Genomic DNA, 16,442 nt, shown 5'->3' with positions numbered 1-16,442 from the left:
CATTGTGGATGCCGTGCAACTTCAAACGTGTGTTGAAGCAGAAGGAGAAGTTTTCTTTACCGCAGATAGGGAACTGAAAGCAGTGGCCGAAAAAATTGGCTTAGAAACACAAATGTGAGTCTGTGGATTAGTAAAATCCTGACATTGTCATGAGCATAAGATCAACATCATTCAGGAATTGATAAAATTTAAAGTTTTATTGCAATGATGAGACACGAACTTAACGGTTGGATCTCCTCTAATCCGTAGATCTGGGATTTGAACCAATCGGGTTTGTGTCTTCAGTTGAGTTTGTAAGCAGAGATACTGATAAAACGGAAGACCTGGATACGACAGAGAGGACATAGATGAGTTCATAAAGAGTCTTAATGCAGAAAAGTGTACTGCTTGGTTCCTCCTTGATTTACGGTCTCAAATACCACTGCAATGAATTCGATCTTAATGTTGATCGTTATTCGAATGAAAGAATAGACATAGAACGAAAAAATCATGGAAAGACTTGAAGAAGATATGAATGTGAGAGAAACGCCTCTTTGTCTATATTTATAGAGATCGTATCGATACTCACCAAGGCAAATCATGTCGCCGAATCTGGAAACTATCGTGTAAGCGGTGGAGGCTGTTGCTATCTACTTAATGGAGTGTTCAAGTTTAGCATTTTTTTCAATTCTTTGTTTACAATATGAATAGAGTGCATCGTAGAGAGGAAACTGTAGTCTCATGTTTTCGAAATCATCTTTCGCAATATTTCTGAATCCTAATGCAGCAGCTTCTAAACCAGCAGATTCTGGCGGGGTATCTGGTATTGATGCATCGGCTCCCCGAACTATTTTCGCAAGTTCAAGCAGTGCAGGGTCCTTCAAATTGTACTTCTTTATTATCGAATCAAAACTGACATACTCTTTTCCATTCTCTTTATAATGTGTTAGCTCGGCCCCAGGTGTATCGAAGGGAATGGCTCCCTCTTCCTTTGATATTTCAAGGACTTTATCCTTAGCTACGAACAAAAATACAGATTCCTTATCAACAAATCTTGATATAAGCCATGGACAAGCAATCCTGTCAACTTTTGCTTTTTCCCTTGTTATCCACTTCATAATAAGTTATCGATTATTAGCATAAAATTATTCCGACTATGCGGTCTTAGGAATCAATGGAAGGCCACGCAGGAGTAAAGTGGAAAGTTGTTCACGTGTTTCATTTTTACACTTTCTTTTTCGATCAACCATCGCATGTCCTTTTGACACAAATCATTTCAAAATAGACCTATAAAAGAAATTTCAAAAATGACCTGAATTAACTGAAACTATAGTAACCTAACCTCCCTGATTTTTACCACCGTTAGGTCAAAGAATCAGCCCATAAAGAAGAACATCAAAAGCAAAACGTACATTTATGATCATGTTTCATACTATAATCCAAGGATAAGGGGCACCAGCTACCATTACAAGTAAGTCGGAAAGCAAGAGACTGGCGGTGTAAGAAAGATTAAGAGCGTTCTTCCAAGGAGGAGCCTATCCATGGACCATTAATTCTCCCGATGAAGGTCGTTTAGAAAATTGGTATCAATAACATGCTGAAGAAGCATCTCATTGATAAGGTGGTTATGGAGATTATGGCAATTGCAGTATCGAAGATCGTACGTCCGCTTCAGAGATCTTCCATAGGTACATGCCTTGAAGGCACTTCTCTTTTGCAGAAAATGAAGATTAGGCTGAAAGACCAGAGGGGATCCGAACTCATGGACAAGATGGGCTCTTCAAATCTCTTCAGGCAGTTTTCTTCCGATCTCACCTCAAGTCTCAATCCATATGTCCCTTTACTGTACGACACAACATCCTTTCCATCATATTTATCGGCGGAGATTCTGGAATACGGCCATGCAAAGGTTCACCGGGAACTTGAGCATTTGAACTAGGGTCTTGTTAATGGACAGACAAGGATGATCCCGCTCTTCTTCGAAATCTAAAGCGGAAGCATCCACGATGTTGATACTCTGAAAAGAACTGTTGAAAGCATATTACCCCTATCCTCAGGATCGGAATCATAATCGATCATCGTTTCTTCTCCTATGAAAACACTCACTTGGAGGATAGTGAATAGGAAGATCATAATAAAGGAAAGGAACAATGCCATATCCGCTGCATAAAAACGAATGGGAAGATTTCTCCTCGTCTACAGCGGGTGATTATACACCGCTGGAATGCCTTTCAATATACCGTAATCGCTACGGCATTAGGAAAGCATTCCGAGAATTGACGGCGGATCTAGGCACATTCCCCATGAGGACGCACAAGGAAACGATCCTGAGAGAACTGCTGTTAGTGTTCTCTATAACGCGGATAATAAGGAGAGAACTCCTGAAAGGGACGATGTCCTCAGACCTCATGAAGAGGTACTCAGTGTAGAAAATGCTGCTGAAACCGGAGGAACTGCATATTGTGGTAGACGACAGTGGAAATATTAGCGATCTGGAAAGAGTAAGAAAACAGAAGGACCTCCTTGAGGTACCTTATAAGGTATCGTGGTGATAAAAGCAGGGAAATCTGGTCGTTATGTCGCGTTCTATTTCAATTAACTAGAATTTTCTTGATTTCTCTCGATTTTTTTCTAATATAAATCTCTAATGCCACAAACAGATTATGTGTTAAGATCTTCAGTTCAATCAATAAGCTTCCATTCGAAACAGCTAAAATACAAACTTATGTCAGAAATAGCTTACCAAATTCTGTCAAAAAGTGAACATATGGGTAGTTTCTTTTTCCTGTTCCGTTTCTAATGATTAATCCAAACAGTAAAAGGTTTTTTAGTCTTCTTGAAGTAGCTGAGTTTGTTATGTTCAACGAAATGGAAAGTTCTTCAATTGTTTTTCCATTAGTCGACATTTCTTTCATTAGCTTCATATAAGGGCCTTTGTATATGTTAACTTTCTTCAATTTTTTGACATTGATCACAGTAGTTGAATCTTTATATTTATCATAAACTATCATCAAAATATCTTCGTTATATGCATGAATGGTTAGCGCCGAAACCCCTATTCCTGACCCACAAGATATATTAACCCATGTTGGCTTATTTTTATACTTACAAATCTTCTGTAGAACAAGAAATATCTGAAAAAAGTTACCCACATCTTTAATCTCAATAAATTCAGATTTTATCGCTTTTAATTTGAGGAAATTGATAATTTCGCGCTTTGAATCATTATATTCTATCTTTGAATCACATATTATTATTAATTTCGAAATCTTAGGAATGTCTGAGAAAAATGGCTTTAAAACGTATTCTCCTTCTTGATCTAAAATTGCAATACCAAAATTCTCAACCACTTTTGTTTATTATACACAAATGTATAAATTTTGTGCAACGTTTCCTAAAATACTTGCATTTCGGTATTTTAATGAATACATTCAAATATTATTTTCTTCTTATTTGTTAGTGAAAAGTTATGACTGAAAATATTACTAATAAAAATGTTGAAGATAAATCATTCAAGAAAGACAAATACATATTTTGGAAAGCCGTTTATGCTCTTTTGATTCTTGCGCTATCGTTATTAATTGCCGGTATAATAATGCAGTATGTTTTCCACCAAACAAAGGCGCCTCTCCTGCTTGGACTAATTGTAGCACTCCCTCTCGCCATACCATTGGAGTTGTGGAATTTCACCGATCCAGATACACTGTTTCGAGTTATGGCTTTTCAAGACAGATTTTTAATGGTATGTTTTGGTTTTGCAATAGGTGTCGGTGCAATATTGCTCTACCTTGTGGCTCTGATTACGCATCCAAATTTTGGAATTAAAGATTTCTTCGTTCCTGGAATTGTGATTGGTGGACTTATATTCGGAGCAGGAGTTGGACTCGCAGGTTATTTTCCAGGAACTATTTGGATAGCACTTGGACAGGGAAGAAGAGATGCAATATATGCGGCTTTGGGTGGACTGTTAGGCGCATTCACCTGGTCTGTAATATTTGGAAACGTAAAATGGTTCTTCTGGGATACTTTAAATTTTGGACCAATTACATGGGCATCAATATTTGGGATAACAAGTAAAATAGGTGTGTTTTTGGTCAGTCTAATATTTGGAATAATTCTAATTGCCGTATTTCTTCTTCTCCCTAGATATCCAAGGACAAAAGTAAAAAATTCTTGCGGTTACCATATGCTTGGGAAAAGTAAGAATAAGATAACTTTTGATTTGGTGATAAACGAAGACTTCGAAAAATATCCGAAAGCAAATAAATACTTGACTAGACTTATCAATGAAAGCAGTACAGAAAACGCAAGAATGACAATTCCTTTAGGTCTCGCTTTCACAATTACGGCTGTGGCGGTAATAATATTACATCAGATATTTGGGGAATCAACAACATTTTCATGGATAGGAGCTCAGTTGTCCTATCTGGTGAATCCAACTTGGGCAGCATCGAATGCATATTTCCAATTATTTGGTGGTCTTCACATTGTTAATGGAGTGGCAGTTAATCTTCCTTTTAGTGAAATTGGTTGGGAACCTTTTACAGATTTAAGCTCATTTCTTGGAGGTTTGATTGCGGCTACTCTTATATCCAGAAGATACATGGGTTTTAAACCGCAGGTGCCAAAGATATGGAGTAGAAGCCATGATCCAAAGTACAGACCTATTGGTGCATTCGTTGGAGCATTTATGGTACTATTCGGAGCGAGAATGGCTAATGGATGTGCTTCGGGTCATATTCTCAGTGGAGATATTCAAATGGCAGTGTCAAGCTTCGTATTTATGATATTTGTTCTTCTTGGAGCATGGATAATGCTTAGATACTTCATGCATATGAAAATTAACTCATGGGGATACACAAAATAAAAATTGCTATTTACAAGAGAACAATAAAAGATGGTGATAAGAAATGTCCAAAATACTCGTAATGCTGATCACAGGGAAAGACAACATAAACACCGAGATGGTTGCATTCAGCTTTGCATTTAACGCGGTTAAGAATGCAAAGGCCAATGTCGAATTCCTCTTCCTCGGAAGGGGAGTCCAGGCTGCGAACAGGCATCAGAAGAGTTCTCCCCAGTTCGAAGATCAGATCAACATGCTCAGGAACGAAGGCATACCGTTGAAGATATGCAAGATAAGCATGGCAGGCGAAGGCTTAACCGAGGATGATATCTTTCCAGGAATCGATCTGGTTCTCGGTGGCGTTGAGACAAACTCCAGGATAGAAGACGGATACACGGTAATAACATTCTAGGCCATCGAAATGTATCCGATAACAGATCTTCAGATAATTCTCTCAATAATATCAGGAATACTCGTCGGTTTCTCCCTCGGTCTCATCGGTGGAGGCGGATCGATCCTCGCAATACCGCTACTGATATACTTCGTCGGGTACGATCACCCGCACCTCGTCATAGGCACGACAGCACTTGCTGTCGGCATCAATGCATATCTCAACCTTATACCCCACACCCTTAAGAAGAACGTCAACTACCGGACAGGAGTGATCTTCACCGTTCCGGGAATAGCCGGTGTACTGGCAGGATCGGAACTCGGTCTTCTCACCCCCGGTACCTTCCTCCTGTTCTTCTTCGGCTTCCTCATGATCGCCATAGCTCTATACATGCTCAAGAGGAAGTGCGTAGACATATCGGAAAGAGAGAGGAAGGTCTCTAAATCTTATATAATCCTCATACTCACAGGCATAACCGTTGGTCGGTGCGAGATATGCAAGCAGGGTACCTAAGAGAAGGCTCACACAGATATTCGCAATAATCGTTATCGTTGTTGCGATATACATAATATACCAGAATTACGGTGTGGTCTTGCATTTATAGAGAATTTTACGTTGGCACTTGGGAACATGAATAGGCATTTAAGGGCTTAATATATATCTAATTATGAAATGCAGGAACTGTGGTGGCTCTGGTTTTGTTCGAGCGGAAAATGCTGTGAAGGAATGTGAAGATTGTGACGGCACTGGCGAAGTAGGAAATGGGTACGGGTGCTGTTGATTACTTATTTTCCATATTCTTAAGATCGTTGGTGAAGGAAACTAGATTCTGCAGTAACTGTTTCATAAAGCCTTTGGCCGCTTCATCGATCAGTTTTAGATTTTCGTCAAATTTTGTACTTGCAAGTGTCACAAAAACCTCAGGCTTGTTTATTACAAAGGAATCTAAGAAAACGAAGACCTGCCTAAGATGGTACTGTGCTCTTGATCCACCAAGAATTGAAACGGATGCGCTCATAAGAGCAACGGGTTTGTGTTTAAACACATTATCGTCTGCAGGTCTAGAGGCATAATCTATGGCATTTTTCAGGAACCCTGGGATCGAATAGTTGTACTCCGGCGTTACGACCAGAACAGCATCGGAAGACCTTATCGCATCCTTGAAATCTTTTACAGGCTTAGGAAGATCGATTTCATCGTCCTGATTGTATATTGGTATCTTAGAGATGTCAAAGATTTTAAGCTCAGAATTCCCGGGCATTAATGCTGTGCATTCCGAGAGCAACGCTCTGTTGAACGATTTCTTTCTCAGGCTTCCGCCAAAACCTGTAATTTTTACTTTATCTGTCATTGTTTCCTTTCATTGAAAGGTACTAATAAGCCTATCGCTGGTAAGTCTGATATCTCGCATTCAGCAAAAATCATAATTGTGTGTTCTATACCCATCCATGCCAAAACCTGTGGTCATAGTGAATCTGAAACACTATAGAGTTTCATCTGGACCTGAATCTGAAAGGTTCCTGATGAAATTCATTCCGTTTGTTGATTCTTACGATATCCGCCTTATATTTGCTCTTCATCCTATCGATATAAGACTCGCTGGACAATTTCCGGAGATGGAATTCTACGCACAGCACGTAGATCCAGTCAATTATGGACCATATACCGCCCAAATAAGCCCCCAGATATTAATGGATTTTGGAATCAAAGGTTCTCTCTTGAATCATTCAGAAAGGCGTGTTCTAAGGGATAAAATTGAATCTAGTGTCCTTTTTGCACGAGATGCTGGACTCGAGACTGTCTTGTGCTGTGAAAGTTACTCAGAGGCACTGGATTTTAAGAAACTTGAAACAGACTTCGTGGCTTATGAACCACCGGAATTAATTGGAGGCAATATTTCCGTGTCTACTGCAAATCCAAGTGTCATTAGGGACGTGGTTAATGAATACAACGGAAGCCGATCCATGATTCTTGTGGGGGCGGGTATAAAGAATCATAAGGATTACAACGATTCTCTTGAATTGGGAGCCGGTGGTGTTTTAATTGCATCAGGCATAGTTCTTTCCAACTCTCCAGTAGAGGCCTTAAAATCCCTGATTGGTGCTGACTCTTGAGGCCTTAAGATTTCCTAGCGAAACCTTATTAATGCCTCCTAGATAACGCCCAATCTGTTAGGGGACATGCGTAAAATAGGTAATATTGCGTGTAATTCCTTGTATGTCTCTCTTCCTCAATCAGTGTGAGGAAAAAGGAAAAGACAACATTGAATCGTGATGGCCTCTCTTTCCTGAAGTTCAGATTCCGTGATCTGTGAATAATGCTTCAGCAAAAAAAGGAAAAAGAAGTTACGTATTAACCTGCAGTCAAGAATAAAGTATTTACTCATGAATTCAAATTCATGATAAATAGCACAAAGGAAGATCATAATGCCAAAGCCAGGTGAACAACCATTATTCGAAGAGCCAAAGTTTGACGAAAAAGAGTACTTACAGTCAGAAATGCAGAGAGCTAAGGGTATAATATTTGTTTTCTTCATAGGTGCTGGAACAGGAGCAGCGGCTGGATATTTGCAACTTGCAGGTTACTGGTACGTTGCAGTGCTCATAATGCTGCTGTTTCTGGTGTTTCTTGGAAAAATACTAAGATTCCTGCATGTTAAAACATCAGCGAAAACATCCCATAAATTTCTGAATGGTGCCATTTATGTTTTTAGCTGGCTTTTATTCTGGATTGTTGTTCTGAACGTGCCAATCCACTCCGTTTCCGCTCCCGAGTTGACGGGTATGCAGGGTGCACCTGTTCACACAAATAGTTGGACTTCTGTCTCCATCTCGAGCGGAAACGTGTTCACTGTCCCATCCACCCTGATTGGGAATTCAACGTACAACTTAAGCTTCATTTACAGGAACAACATCACTATAATCGGCCTCCAATATAGACCAACTAGTAGTACCACCTGGACGGGCGAAAGTTTTACCCAGGTTTCTGTTCACAAGATCGTTTTCACATTTGCCGGTAGCGTCAACACGGATTATAACTTCAGAATGTACTGGGAAAATCATGGCGTTAATCAATCAACACCTATCGATTTTTCCATGGACTTTTGATCGATGAAATGATTGCACGAATACTGTGCGATCGAAAATAAATTATCCACTTTGGGCATTCGGATGTGAAGGCAGGTGTAGTGTAGTCTGGCCTAGCACGGAAGCCTTCCAAGCTTTCGACCCGGGTCCAAATCCCGGCACCTGCATACTAAAAACTCCTCGATTGATACTATGCTTCTTTTTTTCCGGAGAATTGCTCAACGCTCCTTATATTCCGTGCAGCACTTTTTTATTATTTCGTTTCTCAGGTCATCTATGCTTACCATATTTTGATCTCTGAGGACGTACCAGAACTTCCATCCATTGTATGCAGGCTTTCCAAGGACCCTAGCACTGACTGAATGTATAGATCCTTGAATATTTCCGGAAACCACAGTTCCATTTGCTAGCACCGTAGCCTGAAATTCCCTCGATTCTGAGTATAAGGTCTCGCCATCCCTAATCAACCCCGAAGCGACAAGGTCACCAAAAGGGATCCTCGGTTTCCTGACTTCCAGGGGATAAGAGAGATATTCATCTGCGACAGGCACCGTTTTGGATATGCGATCCATGGCCACTGAGATATACTTTTCTTCCATTTCTATGCCAATGAATTTTCTTCCAAGCATCTTTGCAACTACACCTGTAGTTCCGCTTCCCATGAACGGATCCAGAATTACGTCGCCTGGATTGGATGTTGAAAGAATTACCCGTCTCATGAGTTCTTCAGGCTTTTGTGTTGAATGAGCTCGTTCACCGTCAATTCTTAGTCTTTCTCTTCCGCTGCATATCGGGATCGTCCAGTCGCTTCGCATTTGAAGATCATCGTTATAGGCTTTCATGGATTTGTAATGAAACGTGTATTTTGAGTGTTTATTTTTCACCGAAAAAATCAGGGTTTCATGTGCATTTGTGAATCTCGTTCCCTTGAAATTTGGCATAGGATTCGTCTTAATCCAGACCACGTCGTTTATTATCCAGAAACCAAGGTCCTGGATCACCTTTCCGAGTCTGAAAATATTGTGGTATGTGCCTATGACCCAGATGCCTCCAGAGTCCTTAAGAATCCTCTTGCATTCAGTCAGCCACTTGATAGTAAAGTCATCGTACTCCTCAAAACTTCCAAATTTATCCCAACTGTCGTTTACTGCATTTACGCGCGTCTGGTTTGGTCTCCACAGTTCGTCCTCTAACTGCAGGTTATATGGTGGATCCGCAAAAATTAGGTCCACTGAATTATCCGGAAACCTTGAGAGAATGTCAACAGCATTTCCCTTTGTTATCTTTCCCAACATTGTCGCGATATTCGTACGTTGCATAAATGATAAACCTGCAGATTTTCTACGAATTTAAACATGAGCAGCAACATAAGGGTCATGAGAATATGTTTTTATTCCGGACTGTTGAAAGTTTTGTGTTCTATTGCACCTATCACCAAGGCTATATCCTCGCCATATATGAAGTGATGAATTAGAATGTCTTCGGCAGAATTATTAAGGCAAGTAATGGATACGATGGGGTATACAGGTGAGAAAGCTCCCGCTACTTTTGAGTCCTTTCAAAATTTCAACAAAACGGTAATGTCTGCAGGGAATTTGGACAATAAGACAAAGGAACTTATTGCAATTGCCCTGTCACTAGCAAGTACCTGTGAATGGTGCATAACCTACCATGTGAAAATGGCCCTAGACAGCGGAGCCACGGAAGAAGAGATAATTGAGGCATCGTTTGTAGCGGTTCTCATGGCGGGAGCACCAGCATTGATGCACATGCAGATTCTCAAAGATGCGATTGAATCTTTTGGGAAATGAAAAACAATATTTATCTTGCTTGAAGATCTATCGATTACTCAGTTGGCGATATCAAATGTACAAATTTGAACGGAAAGTTGAACTATCGGCAGACAAATGCTTTGCAAAAATATCCTCTTCTCTGAAAGAGGATGGATTCGTTTTGCTTTCATATGTTGACATGCAGGAGATACTCAAGAAGAGTTTTTCAGAGACTTTTCCTCCATATTACATACTTGAGGTTTGCAAACCATCAGCAGCTAAAGAAATGGTTGGAATTAACAGTGAATACGGACTCTTCCTCCCTTGCAAGATTGTTCTTTCTGAGGATCAGTCAGGAACAAAAATTATGATGGCTCGTGTATCGCAGCAGTCAAAAGACTACCTGGGTGCAGATGAATCGGTAGCAAAGAAGTATGAAGAAGAACTTATATCAATCATAAACAAGATTTGAGCTAGCTCGTTCCTTAGCGGTAGTTGGTTCTATGATTTCCCTCATTTTTTCTCTGATACTATGTATCAGATCAAGTCTTTGGAAATGAGGCCATAGAACACCATTCAGGAGAATCTTTACAACCTTCATTTTAGAGTGGTACTAATAAGGCTAACATCAACAACCTAACTTCTTTATAAATAAATCAGGTATTTCCAGATCATGACAGTTACCATTGATGGCTCTTCGCTGACAATTGAAAAAACAGTATCCGTTGCCAAAGGTTTTGAAAAGGTTTCACTCTCTCCGACTGCGGAGGAAAATATTGAACGATCACATAAGTCGCTGATGGATCTAATTCAATCGGGAAAAATGGTGTATGGAGTAAACACCGGTTTTGGAAGCCTCCTTAATGTAAAGATTCCAAGGGAGAACGAGAAAGATCTGCAGGCAAATCTCATAAGAAGCCATTCAGCTGGTGTAGGAGATCGACTGGAGTCTGAATACGTAAGAGCAATGATGCTCATTCGCGCCAATTCTCTGAGTATTGGTTACTCTGGCGTAAGGAAGGAGCTGATAACACTTCTAATCAAGATGCTTAACAAGAAAATCCTGCCCGTTGTTCCACAGTTCGGATCAGTTGGCGCGAGCGGTGACTTGGCACCTCTCGCACACATAGCCCTTGCAATGATGGGCGAAGGCGAAGTTTATGACAACGGCACAATCAGACCATCAATTGAAGTTTTTGAGCGTGAAGGTATACCGCCATATAGTTTTGCAGAGAAAGAGGGCGTGGCGTTCATAAACGGTACAACTGCAATAAGCGCAATACTCTCACTGGAACTGGCAAAGAGCTTCCAGCTATTGCATACCTCCCTTAATTCTGCCGCATTAAGTTTCGAAGCTCTCAGGGGCACGGACAAGGCGTTCACGGCATGGGCGGTTGAAACAAGGAGGCATAACGGGCAGAAGGCGATTGCAGCTCAATTCAGGAATATAATATCCGGCAGTGAAAATGTTATGGCTTCTTCAAAAACGAAAATACAGGACGCCTATTCCCTGAGGTGTATTCCCCAGGTCTATGGCGCTGTGCTTGACACACTGAATTATGTTAATACCGTTGTGCAGGATGAGATAAATTCGGTTACCGATAACCCACTCATAAAAGGGGACGACTACGTTTCCGTAGGTAATTTTCACGGAGAGCCGGTAGCCTTTGGCTGCGATTTTGTGTCCATCGCGCTCACGGATCTCGGGAATATCATTGAACGCAGAATAGCGAGAATGGTGGATTCCAACTTAAGTGGCCTCCCGCCGTTTCTTGTTGAGAATAGCGGATATAACTCAGGATACATGATCCCTCAGTACGTTGCAGCGTCTCTTTGCAATATGAACAAAGTTTTATCTTATCCTTCATCAGCAGATAGTATTCCCACATCTGCGAACCAGGAGGATCATGTGAGCATGGGCATGAATTCCGCATTAAAGCTGATACAGGTGAACAAAAACCTGGAGAGGATTATCGCCATAGAGTTTCTCCTAGGGTCGCAGGGTACGGAATTCCTTGATCTTCCCATAGCTCCGAAAGTCCAGGCAGTAAAGGAGGTCATTCGTTCGGAAGTTCCTAAATTGACAGGTGACAGGCCAAGCTACAATGATATCAACAAGATAATCGATCTTATAGAATCCAGAAAACTCACACCGTTACGGGAAGAAAAAGAAGGTCAATGACACTCACAGGATCTTTCACAATGTTGAAAGATCCCGCGGATAAGGACAAAAAAATAAATTGGTGCATTAAATGCCAGTTGGCTTAATATGAAAATTTCCTTTGTCGCAGGTGAGTCTTTCGGAGATCTATTAAAGAAGAATGGTGTAAAAGGCGCTATTGCGGTGCTTGTAAATGGAACGGCTCGAGATCTAAGCGCAGTTGCTGCAGGAGACGAGACAATTGAACCAGTATTCCTTGAATCTCCGGATGGCCTTAAAATACTGAGGCATTCTGCCGCCCATCTTCTTGCGCAGGCAGTTATGGAACTCTATCCAGATGCTAAGTTGAATGCAGGCCCTGCAACTGATGATGGCTTTTACTATGACATAGAGATGCCTCCGCCGACAGAAGAGGATCTTGCAAGGATAGAAGGGAGGATGCACAAGCTCTCTGATGCAAATTACCCGATAATCAGAAAAGAGATGACAAGGGAAGAGCTGATCTCCCGTTTCTCTGGAAACCGCTACAAGATCGACAAAGTCATTGCGAATGTTCCAGCGGGTTCAAAATCGACCGTTTATATCCAGGGTAACTTTGGAGATTTCTGTCTGGGTCCACATGTTCCTTCTACCGGGTACATAAAGTACTTCAGGCTCCTTAACGTCGCGAGTACCAATTATAAAGGTGACGAGAAGGAGACCAGGCTTGTAAGGATATACGGCACGGTTTTTACGAAGGAGAAGGACCTGAAGGCGTTTCTTCAGAACAGGGAAGAAGCTGCAAAAAGGGATCACAGGAAAATTGGCAAAGAAATGGATCTTTTCACGTTCGACACCGACGTTGCCCTGGGCTTTCCATTCTACCCCCCTAATGGGGTTATAGTGAGAAACGAGCTCATGACTTTCATGAAGGGTCTCAATTCAGAATTTGGTTGGGAGGAGGTAGCGACTCCGCATGTATACCGGGACATACTCTGGAAAAGATCCGGGCATTATGCCAAATACAGATCGAACATGTTCGTATTCACGCTCGATGATGGTGATTCTTACGGTATCAAACCCATGAACTGCCCTGGGCACATAATAATATTCCAGAGAAGCCCAAAGAGTTACAGGGAAATGCCCGTGAGATACAGTGAACAGGCTACCGTATACAGGTATGAAAAATCCGGAGAAGTTGGTGGACTGACGCGGCCGAGGATGTTCACGCAGGATGACGGACACGCATTTCTGAGACTTGACCAGGTTTTACAGGAAGTAAAATCGATACTCAGAATGGTGAGCATAGTCTACAGCACGATATTTGGAAAAATTGACATGAACTATGATCTGAGCATCATAGACAAGGAGAAACCTGATGATTTCCTGATCTCTTATATTTGCTCTAGCTGTGGAACAAAGATTGAGGCAAGAAAAGCTTCTCTTTCCGAGGAGCTTTCATGCCCAAATTGCGGCGGCAAGGATTTCAAGCCGGATTTCACTCACTGGGATCAAGCTACCGATCAGCTCAAGGAGGCATTAAACGATGAAGGAATTGTCTACGGAGAAAAGATTGGCGAGGCAGCGTTCTACGGGCCAAAGATAGACATTCACATAAAGGACGCTCTTGGGCGGCTGTGGCAGGTGGCGACAATACAGATAGACTTCTTTATGCCAATAAATTTCGGTTTGTTTTATGTTAACCAGGACGGTATACAGGAGAAGCCCGTGATCGTTCATAGAGCCATATATGGGTCGTACGAACGTTTCATGGCGATCCTGATAGAACATTTTGCTGGCAAGTTTCCTACGTGGTTGAGTCCTCTTCAAGCTTACGTTGTTCCAGTTAGCGAGAAGTTCGATTCTTATGCCAGGAATGTTGCATCCGAACTTTCCAAGGAAGGGATAAGGGCAAAGATTGATCTCGGATCGGAAACGCTCAACAAGAAACTGAAGATGATCAGATCAATGAGGCCTTCTTATATACTCGTTGTAGGCGAAAGGGAAGAGAAGGAAAACACTATTTCCGTGAGGAATCGCAAAGGCGAACAGAAAGTTATGCCCGTGAGCGGATTTATTAGTGCGGTTCTAAAAGAGATCAATGAAAAGAACCCCGTTCAAACTATATGATATTAAATAATTCCCCCGCTTAAAATAATGAAGGAAAGCTTACGCCTTCTTCTTTTTCTTCTGGGTTACTTCTATGTTCTCAGCACCTTTTCTTTTTTTGATCTCTTCTATGAGTGCCGGAATCACGTTGTATAAGTCGTCGACAATCACATAGTCTGCGTTTTTGTTCATTTCAGCATCAGGGTCCGTATTAATCGATACGATCAGTTTGCTGTTTGCCATTCCTACTGTGTGCTGTGGCTTTCCAGATATGCCTGCAGCAATGTACAGATTTGGTCTCACAGTAATGCCCGTTTGTCCAACCTGGTGGCTCCTGGAGATCCATCCAATATCGGCAATGGGCCTGGAAACGCCAACAACCCCTCCGAGTTCATTGGCAAGTTCTTCCACGAGCCTGAGGCCTTCAGGCTTGCCCATTCCAAGGCCGCCTGCCACAACGATCTTCGCTGTCGATATATCTTCTCCGCTACGAGGTTTGAACGAGAGTATCTCCTCCTTGATCTGGCCCTTTTTAACCTTTACTTCTCTGAGATCAACCTTGAATTTTCTTTTATCATCCCTCGGGGGAACCTCGAATGTGCCAGGGCGTGAGGTTGCCATCTGCGGCCTGTGCTTTTCACACCTAATCTCTGACATGGTGCTGTCGCCATAATCCGGCCTCCTTGCTATAAGTATACCTGTCTCCTCTTCAACATCTATCTCCATGCAGTCCGCAGTCAGACCACTCTGGACCCTTATTGCTGTCCTGGCAGCCAGGTCACGACCATTGTGTGTTCCCGGAACTATAAGGATATTTGGCTTTGCCTCTTTCACCGCCGCTGTGAGGTTATCCGTAAATGGCCGGGACTTATACATATCAAAAGCACTTGATTGAAAAGCAATCACTCGGTCACATCCATAATAACCCGCTTCTTTTGCAGTATCACTTATGTCGCTTCCAATAACTACTCCAATCAATTTGGTCTTTGTTTTATCGGCCATCGATCTCCCACGGCCAATCATTTCCTGAGCAGCCCTTGTAAGCTTATTTTGGAAAGTTTCACAGTAAACCATTACGTCCTTCCATTGAGAAATGTCTTCGGGGGGTGTTGCCTTAACCAGTTCAACCATCTTCACTCACCGCCTTTTATCAGTTTATTCTGCTCAAAAACGTCCACAAGTTTTCCTATGTTTTCTATCGTTATCTTCTCTGCTTTCCTGTCCCTTCTCGGGAAAGGAATCATCCTCTTAACGATGGTTGGAGAATTTCTCAGGCCGACGGCATATGGCGGGAGACCAACTTCCTTTAGATCCCACACTATTACTCCCTGCCTTATCGCGTCAATTTTCCTTCTGAGCGACGCTTTCCTTGGATTATTTGAGTTGGTTAGAACCGTTACAACTGCAGGTGTAGGTATCTTTACAACTTCAGTTCCTTCCTCAAACTCCCTTGTAGCTATAACGTAACCGTCATCGTATTCAACGGAACTTACATAAGAGGCGAGTTCAGCATCAAGAAATTCAGCAACTCCTGGCCCGACGTGGCCTGTGCTCGAATCCGAGGTCTTTTCACCCGCGAAAACAATGTCCACTTTACCGATATGCCTGATTCCGGCTGCAATCGCAAGGCTAGTTGGATAAGTATCCGATCCAGCAACCGCCTTATCACTTAACAGGATTGCCCTGTCGGCACCTCTACCGACGCACTCCTCAAGATACGGTATAGCGAATGGAGGTGTCATAGACAGTACCGTGATTCTCCCACCATATCTTGCCTTTACCTGAAGCGCAAGCTCAAGCGCGTTCTCGTCGGCAGGATTTAGCACATTCGTTGCGAGCGATCTGTTCAACGTGAGGTTAACAGGATCGATAAAGACCTCACTTCCATCCGGAACTATTTTTGTTATTACAACCAATTCAAGAGCCATAGAATCACCCAAATTTGTATTTTACCCCGTGAGCGCCTTTCGGGTTAGTCCATGTAACGCTATCGTGCGCACATGCGACAAAGCAGGTCCCGCACTCGACGCAGTCTTCATACTTGAAATTTAGCTTACCGTTCAAAAGCGTATAGCATTTCGCCGGACAGGCAAATGTACAAAAATGATCCGGACAGACT

18 protein-coding genes and 1 tRNA gene are annotated in these 16,442 nt (G+C 42.0%); 12 read left to right on the top strand and 7 right to left on the bottom strand.

The window, feature by feature from the left end; all coding sequences use genetic code 11:
* Positions 1-629: 629 nt before the first annotated feature.
* On the bottom strand, positions 630-1,097 hold the full coding sequence (locus LVQ96_05515; GenBank protein ID MCW6170610.1) for a chromate resistance protein: 468 nt from the start codon (positions 1,095-1,097) through the stop codon (positions 630-632).
* A 518-nt stretch (positions 1,098-1,615) separates the two neighbouring features.
* On the opposite strand from LVQ96_05515, the gene LVQ96_05510 reads away from it, so the two are divergent.
* Together LVQ96_05510 and LVQ96_05505 are read left to right on the top strand one after the other, a co-directional pair.
* Positions 1,616-1,918 carry a hypothetical protein gene (locus tag LVQ96_05510; protein ID MCW6170609.1) on the top strand — a complete coding sequence of 101 codons (303 nt, stop codon included), beginning with the start codon at positions 1,616-1,618 and terminating at the stop codon, positions 1,916-1,918.
* 211 nt (positions 1,919-2,129) lie between these two features.
* Positions 2,130-2,408: a hypothetical protein gene (locus LVQ96_05505; protein ID MCW6170608.1), complete on the top strand. Its 279-nt coding sequence runs from the start codon at positions 2,130-2,132 to the stop codon at positions 2,406-2,408.
* A gap of 294 nt (positions 2,409-2,702) precedes the next feature.
* Here LVQ96_05505 and LVQ96_05500 read toward each other — a convergent pair whose 3' ends face one another.
* Complete coding sequence (locus tag LVQ96_05500) at positions 2,703-3,329, bottom strand: hypothetical protein (GenBank protein MCW6170607.1); 627 nt, start codon at positions 3,327-3,329, stop codon at positions 2,703-2,705.
* Positions 3,330-3,448: 119 nt separating this feature from the next.
* Between LVQ96_05500 and LVQ96_05495 the strand changes: the two genes are divergently transcribed.
* From LVQ96_05495 to LVQ96_05485, 3 genes are read left to right on the top strand one after another with little or no spacing between them, the layout of a single operon-like run.
* On the top strand, positions 3,449-4,846 hold the full coding sequence (locus LVQ96_05495; protein MCW6170606.1) for a YeeE/YedE family protein: 1,398 nt from the start codon (positions 3,449-3,451) through the stop codon (positions 4,844-4,846).
* A gap of 43 nt (positions 4,847-4,889) precedes the next feature.
* Entirely contained in the window at positions 4,890-5,237 is a 348-nt protein-coding gene (locus LVQ96_05490) for a DsrE family protein (GenBank protein MCW6170605.1), read from the top strand.
* 9 nt (positions 5,238-5,246) lie between these two features.
* Complete coding sequence (locus tag LVQ96_05485; GenBank protein MCW6170604.1) at positions 5,247-5,729, top strand: sulfite exporter TauE/SafE family protein; 483 nt, start codon at positions 5,247-5,249, stop codon at positions 5,727-5,729.
* Positions 5,730-5,997: 268 nt separating this feature from the next.
* Here the strand turns inward: LVQ96_05485 and LVQ96_05480 are convergent, their stop codons facing one another.
* Positions 5,998-6,567 (bottom strand): NAD(P)H-dependent oxidoreductase, encoded by a 570-nt coding sequence (locus LVQ96_05480; protein MCW6170603.1) that lies wholly within the window; start codon positions 6,565-6,567, stop codon positions 5,998-6,000.
* A gap of 97 nt (positions 6,568-6,664) precedes the next feature.
* Here LVQ96_05480 and LVQ96_05475 point away from each other — a divergent pair, with 97 nt between their 5' ends.
* From LVQ96_05475 to LVQ96_05465, 3 genes are all read left to right on the top strand, one after another.
* Positions 6,665-7,330, top strand: coding sequence for a triose-phosphate isomerase (locus tag LVQ96_05475; GenBank protein ID MCW6170602.1), 666 nt, complete (start codon positions 6,665-6,667; stop codon positions 7,328-7,330).
* A gap of 312 nt (positions 7,331-7,642) precedes the next feature.
* The gene (locus LVQ96_05470) at positions 7,643-8,323 is read left to right on the top strand and encodes a hypothetical protein (protein ID MCW6170601.1); all 681 of its coding nucleotides are present in this window, start codon (positions 7,643-7,645) and stop codon (positions 8,321-8,323) included.
* A 71-nt stretch (positions 8,324-8,394) separates the two neighbouring features.
* A tRNA-Gly gene (locus LVQ96_05465) sits at positions 8,395-8,469 on the top strand.
* Between the two features lie 51 nt (positions 8,470-8,520).
* On the opposite strand, the gene LVQ96_05460 is transcribed toward LVQ96_05465, so the two are convergent.
* Positions 8,521-9,621 (bottom strand): site-specific DNA-methyltransferase, encoded by a 1,101-nt coding sequence (locus tag LVQ96_05460; protein ID MCW6170600.1) that lies wholly within the window; start codon positions 9,619-9,621, stop codon positions 8,521-8,523.
* A gap of 156 nt (positions 9,622-9,777) precedes the next feature.
* Between LVQ96_05460 and LVQ96_05455 the strand changes: the two genes are divergently transcribed.
* The 4 genes from LVQ96_05455 (at position 9,778) to LVQ96_05440 (ending at position 14,344) form a co-directional block, all read left to right on the top strand.
* Complete coding sequence (locus LVQ96_05455) at positions 9,778-10,113, top strand: carboxymuconolactone decarboxylase family protein (protein ID MCW6170599.1); 336 nt, start codon at positions 9,778-9,780, stop codon at positions 10,111-10,113.
* Between the two features lie 55 nt (positions 10,114-10,168).
* Positions 10,169-10,546, top strand: coding sequence for a DUF302 domain-containing protein (locus tag LVQ96_05450; GenBank protein MCW6170598.1), 378 nt, complete (start codon positions 10,169-10,171; stop codon positions 10,544-10,546).
* Between the two features lie 201 nt (positions 10,547-10,747).
* Positions 10,748-12,256, top strand: coding sequence for a histidine ammonia-lyase (hutH, locus tag LVQ96_05445; protein MCW6170597.1), 1,509 nt, complete (start codon positions 10,748-10,750; stop codon positions 12,254-12,256).
* An 87-nt stretch (positions 12,257-12,343) separates the two neighbouring features.
* Complete coding sequence (locus tag LVQ96_05440) at positions 12,344-14,344, top strand: threonine--tRNA ligase (GenBank protein MCW6170596.1); 2,001 nt, start codon at positions 12,344-12,346, stop codon at positions 14,342-14,344.
* 39 nt (positions 14,345-14,383) lie between these two features.
* Here LVQ96_05440 and LVQ96_05435 read toward each other — a convergent pair whose 3' ends face one another.
* The 3 genes from LVQ96_05435 to LVQ96_05425 are packed head-to-tail and all read right to left on the bottom strand — an operon-like array spanning position 14,384 to position 16,387.
* Positions 14,384-15,454 (bottom strand): electron transfer flavoprotein subunit alpha/FixB family protein, encoded by a 1,071-nt coding sequence (locus LVQ96_05435; protein MCW6170595.1) that lies wholly within the window; start codon positions 15,452-15,454, stop codon positions 14,384-14,386.
* Between the two features lie 2 nt (positions 15,455-15,456).
* Positions 15,457-16,251: an electron transfer flavoprotein subunit beta/FixA family protein gene (locus tag LVQ96_05430; GenBank protein ID MCW6170594.1), complete on the bottom strand. Its 795-nt coding sequence runs from the start codon at positions 16,249-16,251 to the stop codon at positions 15,457-15,459.
* 4 nt (positions 16,252-16,255) lie between these two features.
* Positions 16,256-16,387 (bottom strand): 4Fe-4S dicluster domain-containing protein, encoded by a 132-nt coding sequence (locus LVQ96_05425; protein ID MCW6170593.1) that lies wholly within the window; start codon positions 16,385-16,387, stop codon positions 16,256-16,258.
* Positions 16,388-16,442: the final 55 nt, after the last annotated feature.

It is taken from the genome of Thermoplasmatales archaeon (genome assembly GCA_026127925.1).
Taxonomy (GTDB): domain Archaea; phylum Thermoplasmatota; class Thermoplasmata; order Thermoplasmatales; family Thermoplasmataceae; genus JAKAYB01.
This window is presented reverse-complemented; position numbering and strand designations above follow the sequence as displayed.